This is a genomic window from Pelotomaculum isophthalicicum JI, from assembly GCF_029478095.1.
GTDB lineage: Bacteria > Bacillota > Desulfotomaculia > Desulfotomaculales > Pelotomaculaceae > Pelotomaculum_D > Pelotomaculum_D isophthalicicum.
In genome coordinates, this window is sequence record NZ_JAKOAV010000002.1 from 74,355 (window position 1) to 91,419 (window position 17,065).

Genomic DNA, 17,065 nt, shown 5'->3' on the forward strand with positions numbered 1-17,065 from the left:
CATCATATTTGAAATATGATTATCATAAGATAAATGCGTCTCCTGTTTCACTGATAAACCCAGTATCTTTATCATAAAAATCATAAAGTTGGCCGGGAGGAATCCAATACATGGAGGAAGGCACACCGCCACGCGATGAAAACTCAATGGGCCTATTTTTTTTCAGTCTTGAAGTCCTGACCTGAATGACATAATCATTTAGTTTGGTTAATACCAAACGCACCAGCGCTTTTCTTTCAAAAACACTAAGCTTTTGATTATACTCCGGGATAATAGACCGCTCAAAAACCTGTGTCAAGTCACAATTGAAATATTCCTTATTTCTCAGCAATTCCTCGTAAGCATCGGCTAAAAAAGCGGCCTGCGGACTGCCGTCCTCAACAAAAACGTCAACGACCTCTTCGGAATTTTCAATTAGCATAAACTCTTCCATCTTTTCAAAGTTTAGTTTAAGAATGCCTTCCTGCCAGAGTTCTCTCGAAATATCCGAAACGCCTCTCTTCAGCGCTAAAGCATAGTATTCCTCAGCAAGTCTGCCGAACTGAGGCTCTATGATTACCCCCTTATTCTTGATTAAATCCTGCGTGGATTTACGGTGCATTAATGTATAAACGTAGTGGTTATCCGATTCTAATTGAACTATGTATACAGGCAGATATTCACCTTTTTTCCCCTCCCGGTTAACCCGCCCGGCTGTTTGAATCAAAGAATCTAGAGGGGCAAAGTCTCGAAAAGCCATATAAAAATCCAAATCAACACCGGCTTCAATTGTTTGCGTGGAAACCAGAATAACGGGCTGTTCATTGTCAAGGAGGGTTTTAACCTGGGCAATAACTTCACTTCTTTTTTTAGGGATAATATTTGTGGAAAGGTAATAGACAGGGACTTCACATCCATTATTCTTAAGTATTTTTTTAATCTCACGATAAATTTCAACACTGCGCTTAATTGTGTTAACTACAACCAAAGTGGATTTTTTAACATCCCCTTTTTCCTGAAATAGTGAGATGAATTCTTTAGTATCCAATTTCCTATCCAGCAAGGGGATAAATTTGGTTCTTTTCAGGTCTTTAAAGTACTCCGGGTAGTCCGGCAAAAGAGATATTACTTGTTTTTCAGGGTTTTTCTTATCGTTTAGTAATAAATTTCCAAAGTCTAAAATTTTAGGCTGTGTTGCTGTCATTAATATAAACCGAGTACCCCAATATGTGCTTATTTTTTGCAATACTGCTCCAATTAAAGGCATATACTTTTCGGGGATGGCCTGTGCCTCGTCAAGTATAACGATGCTCCCCGCCAGTTTATTAATCTTTTTTAACAAACGGTTTTGACCGGTAAAGATAGACTGGAAAAGCTGAACGAAAGTTGTTAAAATAATATCTCCTTCCCACGATTCAACTTCTAATAGGGCTTTGTCAATAGGTGTTTCTTCATTTGAACCTGCTTTTACTGAAAAGTCCCCTAGACGGTGGTGGACTACCAGGCGAAGCTTATTATTGAATACATTTTCATACTCCTTTTTGGTTTGTTCTATTATGTTAATAAATGGAATTGCAGTAATGATGCGAGGAGTATAATTTTCAATTTCTTTTATCCTTTCTTGTAAGCGGAGTGCACACTGCAAGGAAGATAGTGTTTTGCCTATTCCCGTTGGGGCCGTGAGGGTAAAGAAGCGGACATTTTTGATATCGTCGTTGCTTAGGCCGTCTATTACACCCAGCATTGTCCTGCGGGCTTTTTCCCTGCGAACTGTTAGGGATTCATTCGGTTTGCGTATAGGTTTTCGGTCGAGGTAATCACTGACACATCCGTAAAAAATGCTTTTTACTCCTCCGGGCTTTAATCCACCGGAATCAAGCTTATCGGAGTCAATCAGCAGTGAGAATAAATAAATCGTGAAAAGAAACCACTGGTCCTCACTTGCCCGGCCGCTGCTAAAATATTGAGGCATGAATATAAAGTGTTTTCTTTCTGCCAATAGTCGATCAATATGCAAATAATTTTTAAATTGATCTGGTGTAATACTGTTTGACAGTTCACTGTCTTTAAGAATATCTACTGCTTTTGCAGCAAGGTTGTTTTCAAATGCTTGTAATAATAGTCTCATTTCATTTTCCTGTGAGGTTTTAAACAGACCGTCCAGGTTTAGTGCGCCGTGATGTAGTCGGGCGCATAGATACGCTAGAAACGCAATAATTCTTTTTTGTGTACCATCTTGCAAATCACTCAGTCGATCCAATAAAAGCATATACAAAAAACATGCTGATATATGCGCGTGGTTCTTTAAATGAGAATTAATGCTCCTCAGCAAATAATCCTGAAAATAATCAGTATATTTACCAAGATCATGGCAGTAGCCTAGCCAGAAAACTATATCCCTCACTGTTGTGATTGAAATTTTTTTAAATCTTAAATTTGGTGGTACCTGCAGCAGAGCCGAAGCTGATACAGAACTTAAATGCTCTTTTAATAATTGCTTGATGTTTCTATCTTTATCATAATGGGCAAAGTACTGTTTCACTTTTATTCCCCCACCAGGAAAAGGTATCGCGGCAAAAACCCGACTTGGATGATGCCACAATACCCTATCGGATTTTTATTCCATCCAGGTAATGATCTCGCCCTGATCCGTTACAACATATGAATCCACCTTGACAGGTACTGGATTAGGGTTTAAGTTGATCACCATGTTTCCCAGTCCTCTTTCAGTAATACGTCTTTCATGGTCATACTCCAGCGGGATCTCTTCCTTGATTAACCTATATCCACCAGCACTTATTTGTTCTATTAAGAAGCCGTGCAATTTTCTTGTCGGTATAGCTGAAACGACCGACTGATTATTGCTCTCTTTTTTCTCTTCTCCTTCCATGACTTTGCCACACTCCAGCCATCCCAGGTTATAAGCAGTACCCAGGCCCAAAGAAATACCCAAACTTTTATAACCGGGACTTTCTACAACTAAGATTTCTTCCAACTCGTTCATAATGGCTCCGTCAAGATGGTGCAACCATATTTGGTAATCAATTATTCCGGTGCGAATATTCAATGGTATGATCAACTCTGTGGCCGTTTGGCTGTGATACCCCGAAGAACCGTTGAGGTCATTCAGACTTTCCACTTTCAACAAGTTTAATTTTTGCATGCACTTTTTGATTGGGGCACGGGAAGACACAGCGATACGGCACCTGTCCAAGGAAAAATCCAGGTAGTAATCATCCCGCTCCCGACCTAAAAGACCTGCCACAATGCCAGTAATAGTGGTCCTGGGGGGAATCGTGTAGGATAAAGAAGATGAGTTTGAATAGAACCTCCTAAAATGAGCCATTTTCCCTCTCAGGTGAAATGAAATAATTTTCATTTTATTCCCTCGCTTTAATAGGCGCCCATAAATCGACCGGATCAAACTCAGGCATATTTATTAGCTGGTTACTTTTTATATAAGATGGATGGAGCCAGCCCAGCATTTTTTCTACATAACCTTTATCCTTCATTTCTTGCACAGCGCTGGTTAGCTTATTAAAATCGACCTTTAAATCTTCCAGTTTTCGGATGGGTTTGTCCTCATCATAACCAACCTTTAAAAAGCGCCGCAAATCTCCCAAATAACCATCAAAATCCGGCCTGTAAACAATTTCCAAATAGAATAAGGGTTCCTGCCCCTGCTTACTGTCCGTTTGGTTACTCATTAAGCCCTGAACAAGGCATTTGCGCAACAAGTCCTGATCATTTTCGGTCATTCCTGTTAACCTGGCGCTATATTTATTTATAGTGCCATAATGAGCGACCAGGGCATAGTATAATTTATGCTTTTTGCCGAATGTGGAGCTGTCCTCATTCATAATGGATGTGATTGTATTTGATTTAACCAGTTCCACCGGGTGTAAAGAGTAGCCCCAGGTGATTTGTACCGGCCCTGTATAAGTGCGGCTTACACCTTCCACTGCCATTGCGCTTCCAAACAGGCGAATATCAATAAGTGAACGTTTAATTATTTCAGTCAAAAAAAGGTTATTAAATTCGGGTAATCCCTTTAGAAAAATTTTTTCGGATTCGTTCAAGTCTTTTTTCGCCTTTTTCTTTATTCCATCATTTTTTTTATGATATATATCTTTGAAGTTATCTTTTGCTTCCCCGTACAATAGCTTCCATTTTTCAGCGAGATAAGAGTTTTCATTAAGAAGTTTTTCCATTTGACTATTATTTGCCAGCCAATAATCCCGGACATGTTCAAACATTACATCCATAGGAACCTTTTTATCGGCCAGGGTATCGACGAATACTGAATAACCTTTGTTTTTTAGAAAGTCTCGTATATCTCTTTTCCTCCTGGCATCGCTAACCAGTAAAGTGGACGTTTCGTAATCCATCCTGGGTTTGTTTTCCTGGTCAGGATCTCCGTTACAATTAGTCATACTGGCCTGAAAGCCGAATAAGAAATCACTATTTTGGTTTAAAAACATGTTGCTGACCTCCCATATTAATATTAGATATTCTCATAGCTTGCTTTCTTCAATACTGCTTTCAAGGATCTCTTCTTCCTCTGCCGTTATGTCCGGAGCTTTTTTACCTACCATATAAGCATAACCAGACATGATATAAAACACGTTAGCCCGTTCGCTGAGCGGCCAGGTACGGTCGAGTGTACCATAGTAATAGTGAAATCGGTTCATCACAGCCTCCGCAAAAAGCGTAAACTTACCGTATTGCCGCAGTTTTTCAATAACTTCTTCATATAAACGGTGTACATCTTTATCTTTCATTCCCTGGAACTGGATCTTTTTTAAGATAGGCTTTGTTTTATGTTCTTTTTGAAGTTGAGCTATTGCAACGCGGTTGATTAGTACACCTAAAAAATACAAAGCTTTCGCTTCTATGCTGAACCCCTGGTTTTCTAAAAACCTTTCCATGTCCTCAATAGATAAATTTACTTTCTTGGAAGCAGTATCTATAGTATCCAATTCCTTTTCACCCTTTCCCTTAAAAAAGCATACAGGCTGATTTAAAATGCACAATTGTTGACAAGTGCGAAACAACACAAGATAGCTCATCACTATCCTCTTAATAAAAAAATCTTCATATCCTAAATAATACTGCAGGCCCATATTGTGATAATTATCAATTTTTTGTTTGTTTATCTGGCGCAAACCCTTGTCCAGAGCCTCGTCGGCATAACCAAATAAAACTTCAGTGTTAATTTGTCCTCCGGATAGGATAGTCTTATATAAAGACAGTACCCTTCCAATATCCAGTTGCTCTCCACTTTTGTTGGTACGCACCGGTACTGCACGGTAAATCTGCCCAAGGGACATTCCTTTTAAATGGTTGTTTAAAATAGCTGCATTATCGCCCAGTGTTTTGATGACCTTTTGAAAGCGAATGGTCGGAATATCTTCGATGACTTCCAAAACTGTAACCGAGTTACCGTCCGTACGGTAGAATATAAAATTGAGAGAATATAAGTTTATGTCATCAAATAATGCCGCGGCTTCAATATCTCTCAGCCATTCCTCCGCGCTGTTGCTTTTAAAAGCCAGGTCAACACTACCTTTTAATTTATAAGCGTGGTTATAATCAAAAAAGCCTAACAATCCTTCCGGAATGATAAACACATTCTCGCCGGCAATTTTGCTCCTATACTGTCTACTGATGATTTTTTCACCGGCTAACAGCTTTTGATAACACCCGGTACACATGGAGTAGACATCATCGTAATTACTTTTGTTAAAAAAAGGGGAAGTATTGATAGTTGTGGTAGTAAACATTTTATTGATGCCTGTGCGTTCAAATTTTGTCGTGTATTCACTTAACACATCCGCCTTTTTTTCACCGCAAATATAACAAACTCTTTCAATACCTTTTCTGGCTTTAATATTATTGTCCAATTTATTTGCGCGCCTTACTAATTCAAGGTAGTCAGGATGAACAGAAAGAATTTCTTCCTCGTTGTTTTCGAACCGCACAGCCGGGACAACCAATACATACTTGTTGTTTTTATTATCATCGTTTAAAAACATACGAACAAAAGCGTCAAAACTGTATTCGCGATCTTTGATTTTAATCTTCTTTTTATCAAGTGATAATGTAAGGCCTTTATCTTTAAATAAGGAAAACTTATCAAAATTTACTTTACCATTACCAATCTGTGGACTTAATGAAACTAATTTTGAATCTTTCATCTTTACAATCAGAGACGCTAGATCACTATTCTCCATATCATATCTCTTTAGCATTAAATAAAGGTCATTCCAGATGCTACCTAACAGGTAATAAAGGGAACCGGTTTCTCTGGAAAGGTAATATTGAGAAGAAGCCGCTTTATTATTGCCGAAATAGTTATATTCCTTTGCAGAATTACTTGAGAATTGAGCCTGCAATTTAAAGTATATTTCTTCTGTTTTTAAATCAAAAACCAGTGCTATTACGTAGTTTTCCCCGTCTGACTGAACCCCTCTTACCTGCTGGATTATTGAACTGAATACGTTCTGATTGTCTCCGGCGCTATCGCCAATATAAGCAGTCAGTTGAGGTAAATTCATTCGCCCACCTCCTTAACTTTCCGTAATAATCAATAATAACAAATCTTTGTTCCCTCACCTCTTCTCTCGCATAATTATTTTAGAACCACCGGACAGCCAAAAGTCCATCATCTCTTCCTTATCTCTTCCTTATCTCTTTCTTTTTTCTTGATTCCACCTTCTCCAAACAGCCGTACCCCTGCCCTCCCTTACTCCCAATCCCAGCATCAAGCCCTATCTGCAGCAGTTCGCGTGGACCTGTCAACTTCAGGCGGCAAGTGTATCCTTTAATAACCGTGCCTTTATAAGACATAACGTGCAGGCGGGGCCTGTCCAGCGGCCTTGCCTGGATTTCTCCTTCCGGAGGCTGTTTACCGTAAAAGGCCTCATATTTCTTGCGCAGGTTGGCATTAACCAGTTTATTGAACTCACCTTCACCCGGTTGGTAATAACACGTATATTTACCTCCCCCGGGTCTTAGTAGAGTACTGTAAGCTACGACCGGCGATAAAGTACGTACTATTAAAACATCACTATCCACTTTCAGTTCGTCAAAACGAACTTCATTGATATGTAAAATGGAGTCTCCAATTCGGACGTGGTTTTTGGTGAGCAGGTTATTGACCAGGGAAAGGAAAAATTTTATATCCGGTGATGAGATCACCAAATTGGCACCATCAGGAAATTTGATAGTACCTGCCGTGCTATCAATTAAGAACTTACCCATAATTCGAGAGAAGGAAAACATTTTAAAACGTCTGTTCCCGGCAGAGTAACCTTCGTCATGAATACGGGAGGCGACATCTTCGGGAAGCGCCGCGTAAATAGCTGACTGAACTAAATAATTATATTGGATAGGGAGGGCGGGTGAGAACGGATCTATTTTCATATTTATGTAAGCATGCAAAGCAAACCCTCCTGTAAAGCCTAATTCTTAATCATTAGTTTAACATTTGGACATGACTAGTCTTTGTCACAAAGTAGAAAATTTTATTTTTAGATTCCAGAGAATTTATGTTAATTCATTATTTTATATTTGATTATACCACCATAATTTGCATATATCTACAAAATAGGACAATAAATAAGACTCTTTCCAATAACAACACGATAGTACACACAATAGTACTCTGGGAAGTGACGCATATAAGCGATCATATTGGAAACCTTATTTATCACAGCACCTCACCCATCCTTCGCCATTGTGTAACAGAATACCCCCAATAAACATAAACTAAAATGACGACAACGCGGGAACCCAACCGACAAGAAAGGAGTTGTGAACAGCTTGTACCGCTTGCTCCCCCTATTGTTAATGCTCGCAGTCAGCCCAGAATCAGAAAAGAAACTAGAGAGTCTAAATTCCTTTATTCTAGCCACCAAAGATACTGTGTCGAGCATAAGAAATGGTATCGATACATTTCATGCTGCGATGATGCCCTTCATGACAGGACAGGGGACTAACAAACCCGGTTCTTCTTCACCCGCGCAACCACAATATAATGATATGCCGGGGCAAAAAGAAGCAGGCGATTCCGAGGTATAGTCATGCATCCTTTTGCCTGAACTAAGGCGGCTTCTTTTTAAACCGGAACTCTCCCCACCGGGCTGTTATTATTTCAAGCCCGTTTTTTTTATGATTACAGAAAAAACAAACCGCTTCCAGGCGGCACGAGCCACCTCCAAGCGGCGACAAACGATCAAAAGTTCCCTTACAACCTATTTGCTTTGCACTCTTTTGCGGTTATCCAGGCTATCCCACTTCATAATTTTCGGCACTTCCCGGACGGCTTGTTTTTCGCCGCTCCGGTCATTTTTCGCTGTTCCGGCTGCGTTTGACGCGTCATTGGCTGCAGCCGGCGTATCTTTTGATGAGTCTGACTTGGTGTTATTCTTCGCGCCTGTTCCCATTAACCCGGCCATCATGTTCATAAGGTTGCTCAAATCCATATTCTGCCCCCCGAGGGCGCAAAGCAGGCTCGTCAGCATAGCTGGATTCAGTCCTTGCCCCTCCTTACCGCCGCCAAGACATCCCAAAAGGTTCATTAACGCGGCAGGGTTGAATCCCTGCCCGCCGGTACCGCCTTGGTTGCCCAGCAAGCCTGCCAACATACCTATCAGGTCATTTAGTGACGGAGCCGTCCCGGTAGTACTGACCGGCGCAGGCGCCGGAACTGTCGCCGGCGCCGTGACCGGAGACTGTATGTATCCGCTGGAACTGCCGTGATAACGGTTCCCGATCAGACTCAAGATACTGGTGAGGTTTACCGAACACATATAAATCAACATTGTTTCCTGGTCCATCCCATACTTTGACTGCAGTTCCAGCACCCTCGCGACCGCTTCTTCCAACATGGCAGTTCCTTTGGCATCTTCAGCCAATCAAATCACCTCCCCGGTTAAATGTATGATATTGTTAAAACAATCCGGGTATATTGGGAATACTCATCCCACCGGTCAACTTGGCGATTTCGTTTTTAAACAAACTTTTTGATTCGGCGGTAGCTCTATTGAACGCACTCGCCACCATTATTTCCAGTGCCTCGGCATTACCAGGTTTCAGAGCGCCCGGGCCGAATTTAACATTCAGCACCTGCTGCTGGCCGTCCATCACAATGCTGAACAATCCTTCACCCTCACTGATTTCCACGGTTTTGTTTTTAAGCTCCTGCTGCAACTTTTGCATCTCGGCAACTATCGCGCCCATATTATTCATCATTCGATTCTTTTCCCCTTTCCATACACAGCGTCATGGCCGCTGCAACTCATTATTAAATATATTCGCCCGGCGCTAAAAAAGTTTATTAAAGGCAAAAAAAAAGCTGTTTTACAACAGCTTTTTCTATTTTCATCCCGGGATTAATAGTGCTTGCGCATGCATTCCAGCATAACATCGTCAATTTTGACAGTGTTGGTGTTCCCAGTGCTTGGGGTAAAGGTGAAGCGGACCATGATTGAATCAACGCTTGAATCTACTGCCGGTGTGGTAAACTGGACCTGGGTGTAGGCATTGTCCGGTATACCGGTGCTGGGCAGCGTTTGCGTGCCGATGCCGATCTGAGTGCCGAATTGATCATAGAATACTACTTCAGCGGTTAAGGAGAAAGCGCTGGTCGCGCCGAGCACATCTTCCCTGACCCAGAAGGTGAGGCGGTACTGGCGTTCGCCAACGATTTTTTTGCTGATCATCTGGAATAAAGCACCAGGCAGCGCCGTATTCAGCAGGCCGATCTCCGCCGCGAATGACCCGGAATGAGCCGTAGTGGTCTGGGATACATTGCTCGCGCCCCAAAAGACCGGGGAATAGGGGCTGGCCCAGGCTTCGAGGCCGCCGTCCCTAAGCAGGTTGCCGACGGGAGCCTCTTCCGGTGACGGGCAGGTCTGCACATAGATTTTGCGGTCTTCCGTAACCCTGGCGGTAGCCTGAATGACAGAAGTCTGGTGGACCCGGCAGCCGCGATGAATTTCAAAGTTCACATCAACATCAACATGACGGAACGTAATAGTAACATCATGCTTGTGGTGAACCTTCACAGGTTCAGCCAGTTCAACCAGCTTGGAAAACGGCAGATCCTCAGTCACGAATTTGACTTCGTTATTTTTATTTACATAGAATATTTTCTTGTGCAGAGTGCCGTTGACAACGATTTTCTTAAGAAACAAATCCCTAAACGGGTGCATGCTGTCGTGATGCACCATAACGAATTCTTCATCATGGTGGAAATGGTCGTCATGATGATGATGGGCTTCTTCAACAAACACCGGTGTGCCGGTCAGATCGCGAACATGAGCTTTAATTCTGTCGCAATTGTGGACCAATTCGGGCAAGGTGGCAATGTTGTCGACAACCACTTCCACATCTACAGACGCAATAACTAACGGCACTCTTATTTCAATGCATTTCACCGGCTGAACTTCCGTGTAGTAGAATTGTTCAGGCATTCTTTTAGACCTCCTTAATTATTTTTTAATTGCATTCAACAAAAATTATTAACCCATTGGCGCGCACGGAATCTTAATCACCTGTCCGACGCTGAGGACATCCGGGTTGGTAATCTGCGGGTTTTCAGCCAGGATCAGGGCCACCGTCGTTCCATGCGCCGCGGCAATTTTACTGAGTGTGTCACCCGCCAGAACAGTATAATCAGTTGGCACACAGGTAATAGGCGTGGGAGTCGGTGTGACGGCGGGCACATAAACGTGCAGTTGGGACAGATCGGTCACTGTCGCCTTGACTTTTAAAACAGCTTCCGTGTGTAAATCACACCCTTGCTGATCCACACTTACATATTCCGGACTGATTTTAACTTTGGCTCTCATACCATGTTCTGCGCCGGGCACTGTCACAAACGTGCGGAAATTCAAACGCTGGTGCAGCGCGTGGACAGCCTGGTCGGGTTTTGTGCTGACATAAACCACTTCCACATCGGCATGACCTCTGATCAACACTCTACCCTTTTGTATATCTGTTTCCGTAGCTTTTACCTTATCTACCCTTGACTCCAGCACTTTCATGACGGCGGGTTTTGTTTCAGGAACTTCAGTTGTTTCCCTGAGAACCACTTGAGTTTCTCCTGCGCCGATTTCCCGGTCAATCTTCAGTTTTACCTTGTCATAGCCCGCCTCATTTTGTAATTTGGTAGGAACATTTTTTAGCGTCCTGGTTTCGGAAACAAAGACGGTCAGCTTGACGATGACATCCGCTGTTAACCTCGGACAAGTTACCGTCGAAATTTCGGCGCTTTCCACTTCCGCCCGCACATGAACGTTCATGCCATGCTGGGCTTCAGGAACTTCCACAAAGTCACTGAATTTGATGACTTGGTGCAGGTCATGAACGGATTGCCCCGGGGTCAAGGACACATACAAAACTTCAAGTCTTACCTCACCGTCCACAATCACTTTGCCGGCAAGGACCCGTTTATCAGTAATTTCTACTTCCGCTTTGGTATTCAGAACTTTTTCCACGCCCGGTTTTTCTTCTGGCACTTCGAACGTATCGCTGACAATAATTTGCTTGGTTTCCTTCTCACCAATCATGTGTTCGACAGTGATATCCTGGGTTTCCAGAGCGACATTCCCGGCCGGAGTGGTCGTGAGCACTTCCATTTCTTCAACATCCATTATTTTTGCAAAAGTGCTGAGCACAGCGGCCACATCAAATGCACAAGCGTTGGTTTTACTTGGAGTCAAACTCACATCCTCCACAGTAAAATCGACAACATAATCCATCCCGGGCTCGGCGCCTGGCACATCGACAAAGGTCGTAAAATTGACATCGCCGTGCATCGAGTGAACTGATTGATCAGGTTCAAAGGCGACATACATCACTTGTACAGTCAGGGTCCCATTAATGATAATCTTGTCCGGGACAATGCTGATGTCTCTAACTTTGGCAGTTGTTTCTTTTGATAAAATCTTTTCCACGCTCGGCTTTGTTTCAGGAACTTCAATCTGACCTCTAACCACGGTCTGAACTCTATTTTCACCCTGGACCAAATTGACCTTAAGCATTTCGGTTCCAGCCATGATGGTTTCCTCCTTTCAAAATTTTTCTATACTAATATATGAGAGAAACATACGAAAATGTGCAATAAAGGTAGTCCGCCTGCAAAAAACGAAAAAAAAAAGAGGACCTGGGTCCTCTTCCTTATTTTAACATAATAAATATTTTTTATATTGTTTATATCTCGATCAGTTCTTCAATTTTTATGCTATACCGTTAATCAACCGATAAACATCTGCACGAACATTTTCCCGTATGGGCCGCCGCTGACAACACCAATGCCCACTTTAGTATAATTTGAATTTAATATGTTTGCCCGGTGTCCGGACGAGTTCATCAGATTGGTATGCGCAGAATCAACGGTTGGAGCCCCGGCTAGGTTTTCCCCGGCGTAGCGATACTGCACCCCGTATGTTTTCATCATATCGAAGGGAGAACCGTAAGTTGGTGACGTATGGTCAAAATAATTTTTATCAATCATATCCTGCCCCTTCATTCTTGCCAACTTGACCAGGGTCAGATCGATTTGCAGTGGTTGCAGGCCTGCCTTGCTCCTTTCCTGATTCACCAAATCGAACATCCGCTGCTCGTCGGCATTTAAACCGCTTACGGGTGTCGGCGTGGGTGTTGGTGTTGGCGTCGGTGTCGGTGTCGGTGTCGGTGTTGGCGTTGGCGTTGGCGTCGGCGTCGGTGTTGGTGTCGGTGTAATCACTTTTTGACCGCCTGTAAACAACAGGACGATAGTTTTATAGTTGTTTTTTGTGATTATTCCAACGCCAACCCGGTCATAAGATGAGCTGAGTATGCTCGAACGGCTGCCGCCGGCGCTTAGTCCCTGAAATGCCGAGTTAACAGTCATAGCCTTGCATAGGCTTTCCCCGGCGCTGCTATACTGCACACCGGCCGCCCTCAACATATCACAGGTAGATCCATACATTGGCGAGTTATGGCTGAAATAGCCGTTCGAAGCAATATCCTGGGCCTTAATCCGGGCCAGATTTGACAGAACAGGGTCGACAACCAGCGAGGCTTTATTCGCGTCATGGCGCGCCTGATTTATCAGGTCAGCCATAGACTGCTCATCAGCTGTGCAGGAAAGGCTGGCGTCAGCCGGCGCCGGAGCCGCCGCCCCAATCGAGAAAGCCAGCGCAAGAAGGAACAAGGTAGCAATCAAACCGAACTTCAGGTTTTTGGAAAACCGCATAAAGTTACTCCTTTCTTTTGAGCCTCCGGGGTTAGCTGACGGGTTCGGTAAAAGACAAAACCCTACCCATTCGAGTCACAAGATAAAGGACATGGCATTATTATACAATAATACCGGTGCCTGGGTCTTAGCTAATGACTTTACCGGGATTCACCCCATAAACCGGTTCCCCCGTACCCTGATTTTTTGGGATTCGGCTGCTTGTATTTAATTGGCATTGACTTAACGTCTGACGTCTGACGTCCGCCAAAAGACGGCTGTTAAAGAAGCTCTTTATGAAAAGAGCTTGTACAAGTTTAATATATAAGCGAATGGGGTCTCATGGCAAAACGGGCAATTAAAGACCAGCTATCGTAATGTTTACTTTTATGGGATTATTCTGCGGTGTTGTCAGATAGACTCCAAATTAGGGTTGATTGCTAAGATCCGGCAAAAAATAAAAGCTAACGGCAGTTGTCCAGGGCCTTGGTTACTACATGAACATCTACTAATAATAACTTAAACAAAGTTTCCGCTTCCCTGGCCGCGCAACCGGACAGAAAAATACTTAGCTGACCGCTATCGACAAGTTTTCGGATTACCTGGTAAACCCTGCCGTACGGTGGGTCGGCGCCTGGAGACTCTTCGGCGCCAGACCCTTCACTAAGTCTCAGTGCCGCTAAAAACCCATTGTTGTAACCTAATGCGCTTCCTTCGGTATATCCTTTTTCAAACCCTGACTCAAAGCCCAAGTTGTATCCTAAATGATAACCAAGATCTTTCTGCCGACCATGGGTCCAACATTGCTCATTTTTCCCTTTTTTTTCTTCGCCCATGTCTCCTGCCCTTCCAAGAGATTATACCCTAATATGTACCCATGGCATTAGGGGCGTAAAATACCGCCCCTAGACCTTCAGTAAGAACCAAACATTCCAGCCCATCAGCACCCGTTACAAAACAGGTTAAGATAAATAACTTTTTTTTCAAACCTTTACGAAACCGTTTCACGAGCAATTCATCAAGGTTATTCAAGGTGCTCACCATTTGCTGTGAGCTATCCACTACGAGTGAATACCGGCCGTCCGCCTGTTTGTTCAGGACAATTTGAAACGGCGAGTTCTGGTCCTGCCCCGATAACTCGTTAATCTTTTCAAGATATTGTTGAGCCGCTTTCATGGCGTCTTCTCTGTTGTTAAAACTCGGACCGATTGCCGGGATATCTTCACCTAAAAAAGCCAGCGCTACATCACCGGACACAACTGCTTTCAGTACCATAAGATAAGCCTCCCCGGTAATCAATATATGGCCCGGCTGAAACAAAGGTGAGGTGGATCAGCAAAAATCAATAATTTACGGGGAAAGTTAAACGAACTCTATGCCAAGCCGCTCCACTATATTGCTGATCCGGTTAAATATGGTCAGCTTATCCGATCCGGCAAACAGCAAACCCACAACTTTATGGTTTTGATTCAAAATTATTGACCCGCTGTCTCCCGGTTGTGAAGCCATATCAGTCACTACCTGGTCGGAAAACCAGACTTTTTCGTCATCTTTCATTTCCACTTGCAGCGTAGTGCCGATGGATTTAACCACACCACTAGTCAGACCGGTAGTCCTGCCGCTCTTTTGCACCTTCTGACCGGGTTTAATATCAGCTATTCCTTTTATCTCGCCTATCTCCAGGATAGAGGGCTTGACAAGATCCGCTGAATCAAGTTTGGCCAATGCGCAATCCACGGTGTTTTCAGCCGCATAGTTTTTATAAAAGCGTATTTCATAATCCCGTTTAACCAGGTTAAGGATCTTGGTACTTCCGCTAGCTAAGGCCGACGCCACCGGGCAGTCGGATTTAGCCACATTTTTTTGCAGCGGCACATAGCGCTGCAGTACACCGATGCGATCTTTCAAGGTGCCCCCGTCATAAGGCCCGGGCTGTGCAACTACATGGAACAACTATACAAGCATTCAAAATTTAGCGGCAACCATTCTCTCATATAACTACTGACTACTGGCTACTGACTACTTATATAGTATTATTAGTCTGATTTTCCTATGCGAAATTTTACCCAATTGCTCTCCGGTGAAAATTAAATCCAGGTTGTATTTTTCTTTTATGCTCTCACTAATCTCTTCACCGTTATCGATAATAATAATTTTCTTGATAAACTTTTCTAAAAACATTCTATCAATATCATTTATATTAATCTGAATTTGCCCGGAATTAGTTTTTTGAATACTTTCTTCCACCTGCCTTGTTTTGATTAATTCTTCTTTCAGCCTGAGAATACCGGCGTTTAAGACAGTAATTTCCTTCTCAATCTCAGCGGCGACCTCAATGTAAAGAGCCTCGTTGACATTTCCCTTGATTCTGTCAAAATACACCATCCGCTGCTGCCGTTTTTTTTCGATTATTTTATTTTCCAGCCGCTTTACTTCTTCGTCTATTTTTACAGTGGGTAGTCTGATACTTTTGTTATACGCATCTGCCAGCAGGTTTTGAACATTTGTCTCCCGGGCCATTTGTTCAATATCTTCGACGAGATAATTGACCAATCTATCTTCCAGTATGTGATGAGTCGTACACCCCCCCCTTTTTCGGCCAAAATTATTATACCTGCCGCAAATGTAATGAGCGGGGCGGTTTTTTTTCTTTTTATGAACCAGATAAGCTCCACAAGCGGCGCAGATCAAAAAACCGGAGAAAAGATGCTGTTCTTTTGACTTATTCTTTTTTCTTCCTTCCCCCTCATGCCATCTTTTAACTCTGATCCTTTGCGCCAGTTCAAAGGTCTCTCTGGAAATTATCGCTTCATGAGTGTTTTCCACCACCACCCACTTCTCCGGTGGCAACCGCCGGGTCTTCCGCAATTTAAAAGATACCTTTTCGCTTACGCCTTGGATTGTATCGCCACAATAGACCCGGTTTGTGATGATCCGCCTGATGTGCTGCTCATTCCAGCGGTCAGACTTCTTAGCGCCGGGGTAATTTTTATCCTGGCTGGGTGTCGGTATATTCATGTTTTGTATATACTCGGCCAGCGCCCGGTAGCCCCAGCCGTTGATATACATATCGAAAATCATCCGAATAATTTTTTGATACCGCCCGTCTACTACCAGCTTGTTTTTCTCACAGGTAGACTTTAAGTAACCGAAATGCGGCTTGCCTAAGTATTCGCCGTTCTGTATCTTCCTTTTTAAGTTCGCGCGCACTTTTTTGGAAATGTCCCTGCAGTAGTGTTCATTAGCCCACGTTTTAATTCCGATAATCTCGTCATCGTCCGCGAAGCTGTCGTAATTATCGACAACCGAGATCAGGCGCACATTGTTATTGATCAGAAAATCGAGAAAAGTTAGCGTCTCGCCGTTGTTTCTTCCCAACCGGGACAGGTCTTTCACTATCACTGTGTCTACAAGGTTGTTTTTTATATCATGAATTAACTGAATAAGGCCAGGCCGGTCGAAATATACGCCTGATTCGTCATTATCAACATACAGCTTGGATTTTCCAAATTTATTTTTTTGTACAAAACCATTTAATAAATCGCACTGCGTCTCCAGGCTCTCGTCTCGTTCACCGTTTTCATTGACGCTAAGCCTTGCGTATACCGCCACCAGTTTTCCTCTTGTCCCGTCGCCGGTTTCGTGAATGGATGGCATGTTACACTCTCGGTTCAACAGATCACTTCCCCTGAGCCTCTTTAATGCTTTTATACGCATATGCAGATGATGAGGCGGCAAGCGTTCTTACAAGCTTTCTGTACGCCAAAAAAACAATCATATCGTCAATCTTCTCCCTACCGCTCAGTACCGAAAGCCGCTCATGGTTCTCAATGATCAGTTTTTTCTCCACTTTTACACCTC

Annotated in this window: 15 protein-coding genes, 1 pseudogene and 1 riboswitch; of the genes and pseudogenes, 1 reads left to right on the forward strand and 15 read right to left on the reverse strand. The window is 43.1% G+C overall.

Going from position 1 to position 17,065, the window contains the following annotated elements:
* Positions 1-22 precede the first annotated feature (22 nt).
* From cas3 to cas6, 5 genes are all read right to left on the reverse strand, one after another.
* Positions 23-2,521, reverse strand: a complete 2,499-nt coding sequence (gene cas3, locus L7E55_RS01655) for a CRISPR-associated helicase Cas3' (RefSeq protein ID WP_277442240.1) — start codon at positions 2,519-2,521, stop codon at positions 23-25.
* A gap of 75 nt (positions 2,522-2,596) precedes the next feature.
* On the reverse strand, positions 2,597-3,358 hold the full coding sequence (gene cas5 / locus L7E55_RS01660) for a CRISPR-associated protein Cas5 (RefSeq protein ID WP_277442241.1): 762 nt from the start codon (positions 3,356-3,358) through the stop codon (positions 2,597-2,599).
* 1 nt (position 3,359) lies between these two features.
* Complete coding sequence (locus L7E55_RS01665; RefSeq protein WP_277442243.1) at positions 3,360-4,460, reverse strand: CRISPR-associated protein; 1,101 nt, start codon at positions 4,458-4,460, stop codon at positions 3,360-3,362.
* A gap of 33 nt (positions 4,461-4,493) precedes the next feature.
* Positions 4,494-6,536 (reverse strand): TM1802 family CRISPR-associated protein, encoded by a 2,043-nt coding sequence (locus L7E55_RS01670; RefSeq protein ID WP_277442244.1) that lies wholly within the window; start codon positions 6,534-6,536, stop codon positions 4,494-4,496.
* A 118-nt stretch (positions 6,537-6,654) separates the two neighbouring features.
* Positions 6,655-7,422, reverse strand: coding sequence for a CRISPR-associated endoribonuclease Cas6 (gene cas6, locus L7E55_RS01675; protein ID WP_277442245.1), 768 nt, complete (start codon positions 7,420-7,422; stop codon positions 6,655-6,657).
* Between the two features lie 372 nt (positions 7,423-7,794).
* Between cas6 and L7E55_RS01680 the strand changes: the two genes are divergently transcribed.
* Positions 7,795-8,061 carry a hypothetical protein gene (locus L7E55_RS01680; RefSeq protein WP_277442246.1) on the forward strand — a complete coding sequence of 89 codons (267 nt, stop codon included), beginning with the start codon at positions 7,795-7,797 and terminating at the stop codon, positions 8,059-8,061.
* A gap of 173 nt (positions 8,062-8,234) precedes the next feature.
* Here the strand turns inward: L7E55_RS01680 and L7E55_RS01685 are convergent, their stop codons facing one another.
* The 10 genes and pseudogenes from L7E55_RS01685 to L7E55_RS01730 form a co-directional block, all read right to left on the reverse strand.
* On the reverse strand, positions 8,235-8,897 hold the full coding sequence (locus tag L7E55_RS01685; protein WP_277442247.1) for a hypothetical protein: 663 nt from the start codon (positions 8,895-8,897) through the stop codon (positions 8,235-8,237).
* Positions 8,898-8,931: 34 nt separating this feature from the next.
* Positions 8,932-9,243: pseudogene (locus L7E55_RS01690) on the reverse strand (YbaB/EbfC family nucleoid-associated protein); the annotation flags it as partial.
* 131 nt (positions 9,244-9,374) lie between these two features.
* On the reverse strand, positions 9,375-10,457 hold the full coding sequence (locus L7E55_RS01695) for a DUF3794 domain-containing protein (RefSeq protein WP_277442248.1): 1,083 nt from the start codon (positions 10,455-10,457) through the stop codon (positions 9,375-9,377).
* 48 nt (positions 10,458-10,505) lie between these two features.
* Positions 10,506-12,044 carry a DUF3794 and LysM peptidoglycan-binding domain-containing protein gene (locus tag L7E55_RS01700; protein WP_277442249.1) on the reverse strand — a complete coding sequence of 513 codons (1,539 nt, stop codon included), beginning with the start codon at positions 12,042-12,044 and terminating at the stop codon, positions 10,506-10,508.
* Between the two features lie 197 nt (positions 12,045-12,241).
* A complete protein-coding gene (locus L7E55_RS01705; RefSeq protein WP_277442250.1) occupies positions 12,242-13,225 on the reverse strand; it encodes a CAP domain-containing protein in 984 nt (327 codons plus the stop codon).
* Between the two features lie 5 nt (positions 13,226-13,230).
* Positions 13,231-13,434, reverse strand: a riboswitch (cyclic di-AMP (ydaO/yuaA leader).
* Positions 13,435-13,668: 234 nt separating this feature from the next.
* On the reverse strand, positions 13,669-14,040 hold the full coding sequence (locus tag L7E55_RS01710) for a FliH/SctL family protein (RefSeq protein ID WP_277442251.1): 372 nt from the start codon (positions 14,038-14,040) through the stop codon (positions 13,669-13,671).
* 28 nt (positions 14,041-14,068) lie between these two features.
* On the reverse strand, positions 14,069-14,479 hold the full coding sequence (locus tag L7E55_RS01715; protein WP_277442252.1) for a hypothetical protein: 411 nt from the start codon (positions 14,477-14,479) through the stop codon (positions 14,069-14,071).
* Positions 14,480-14,566: 87 nt separating this feature from the next.
* Positions 14,567-15,112 (reverse strand): trypsin-like serine protease, encoded by a 546-nt coding sequence (locus tag L7E55_RS01720; protein WP_277442254.1) that lies wholly within the window; start codon positions 15,110-15,112, stop codon positions 14,567-14,569.
* Between the two features lie 111 nt (positions 15,113-15,223).
* Positions 15,224-16,879, reverse strand: a complete 1,656-nt coding sequence (locus L7E55_RS01725; protein WP_277442255.1) for a recombinase family protein — start codon at positions 16,877-16,879, stop codon at positions 15,224-15,226.
* A gap of 4 nt (positions 16,880-16,883) precedes the next feature.
* On the reverse strand, positions 16,884-17,054 hold the full coding sequence (locus tag L7E55_RS01730) for a hypothetical protein (protein WP_277442256.1): 171 nt from the start codon (positions 17,052-17,054) through the stop codon (positions 16,884-16,886).
* Positions 17,055-17,065: the final 11 nt, after the last annotated feature.

Excerpts from the sequence above, each read along its gene's own strand:
- cas5 (WP_277442241.1), bottom strand. The coding sequence starts at position 3,358 with ATGAAAATTATTTCATTTCACCTGAGAGGGAAAATGGCTCATTTTAGG.
- L7E55_RS01665 (WP_277442243.1), bottom strand. The coding sequence starts at position 4,460 with ATGTTTTTAAACCAAAATAGTGATTTCTTATTCGGCTTTCAGGCCAGT.
- L7E55_RS01670 (WP_277442244.1), bottom strand. The coding sequence starts at position 6,536 with ATGAATTTACCTCAACTGACTGCTTATATTGGCGATAGCGCCGGAGAC.
- L7E55_RS01695 (WP_277442248.1), bottom strand. The coding sequence starts at position 10,457 with ATGCCTGAACAATTCTACTACACGGAAGTTCAGCCGGTGAAATGCATT.
- L7E55_RS01700 (WP_277442249.1), bottom strand. The coding sequence starts at position 12,044 with ATGGCTGGAACCGAAATGCTTAAGGTCAATTTGGTCCAGGGTGAAAAT.
- L7E55_RS01705 (WP_277442250.1), bottom strand. The coding sequence starts at position 13,225 with ATGCGGTTTTCCAAAAACCTGAAGTTCGGTTTGATTGCTACCTTGTTC.
- L7E55_RS01710 (WP_277442251.1), bottom strand. The coding sequence starts at position 14,040 with ATGGGCGAAGAAAAAAAAGGGAAAAATGAGCAATGTTGGACCCATGGT.
- L7E55_RS01715 (WP_277442252.1), bottom strand. The coding sequence starts at position 14,479 with ATGGTACTGAAAGCAGTTGTGTCCGGTGATGTAGCGCTGGCTTTTTTA.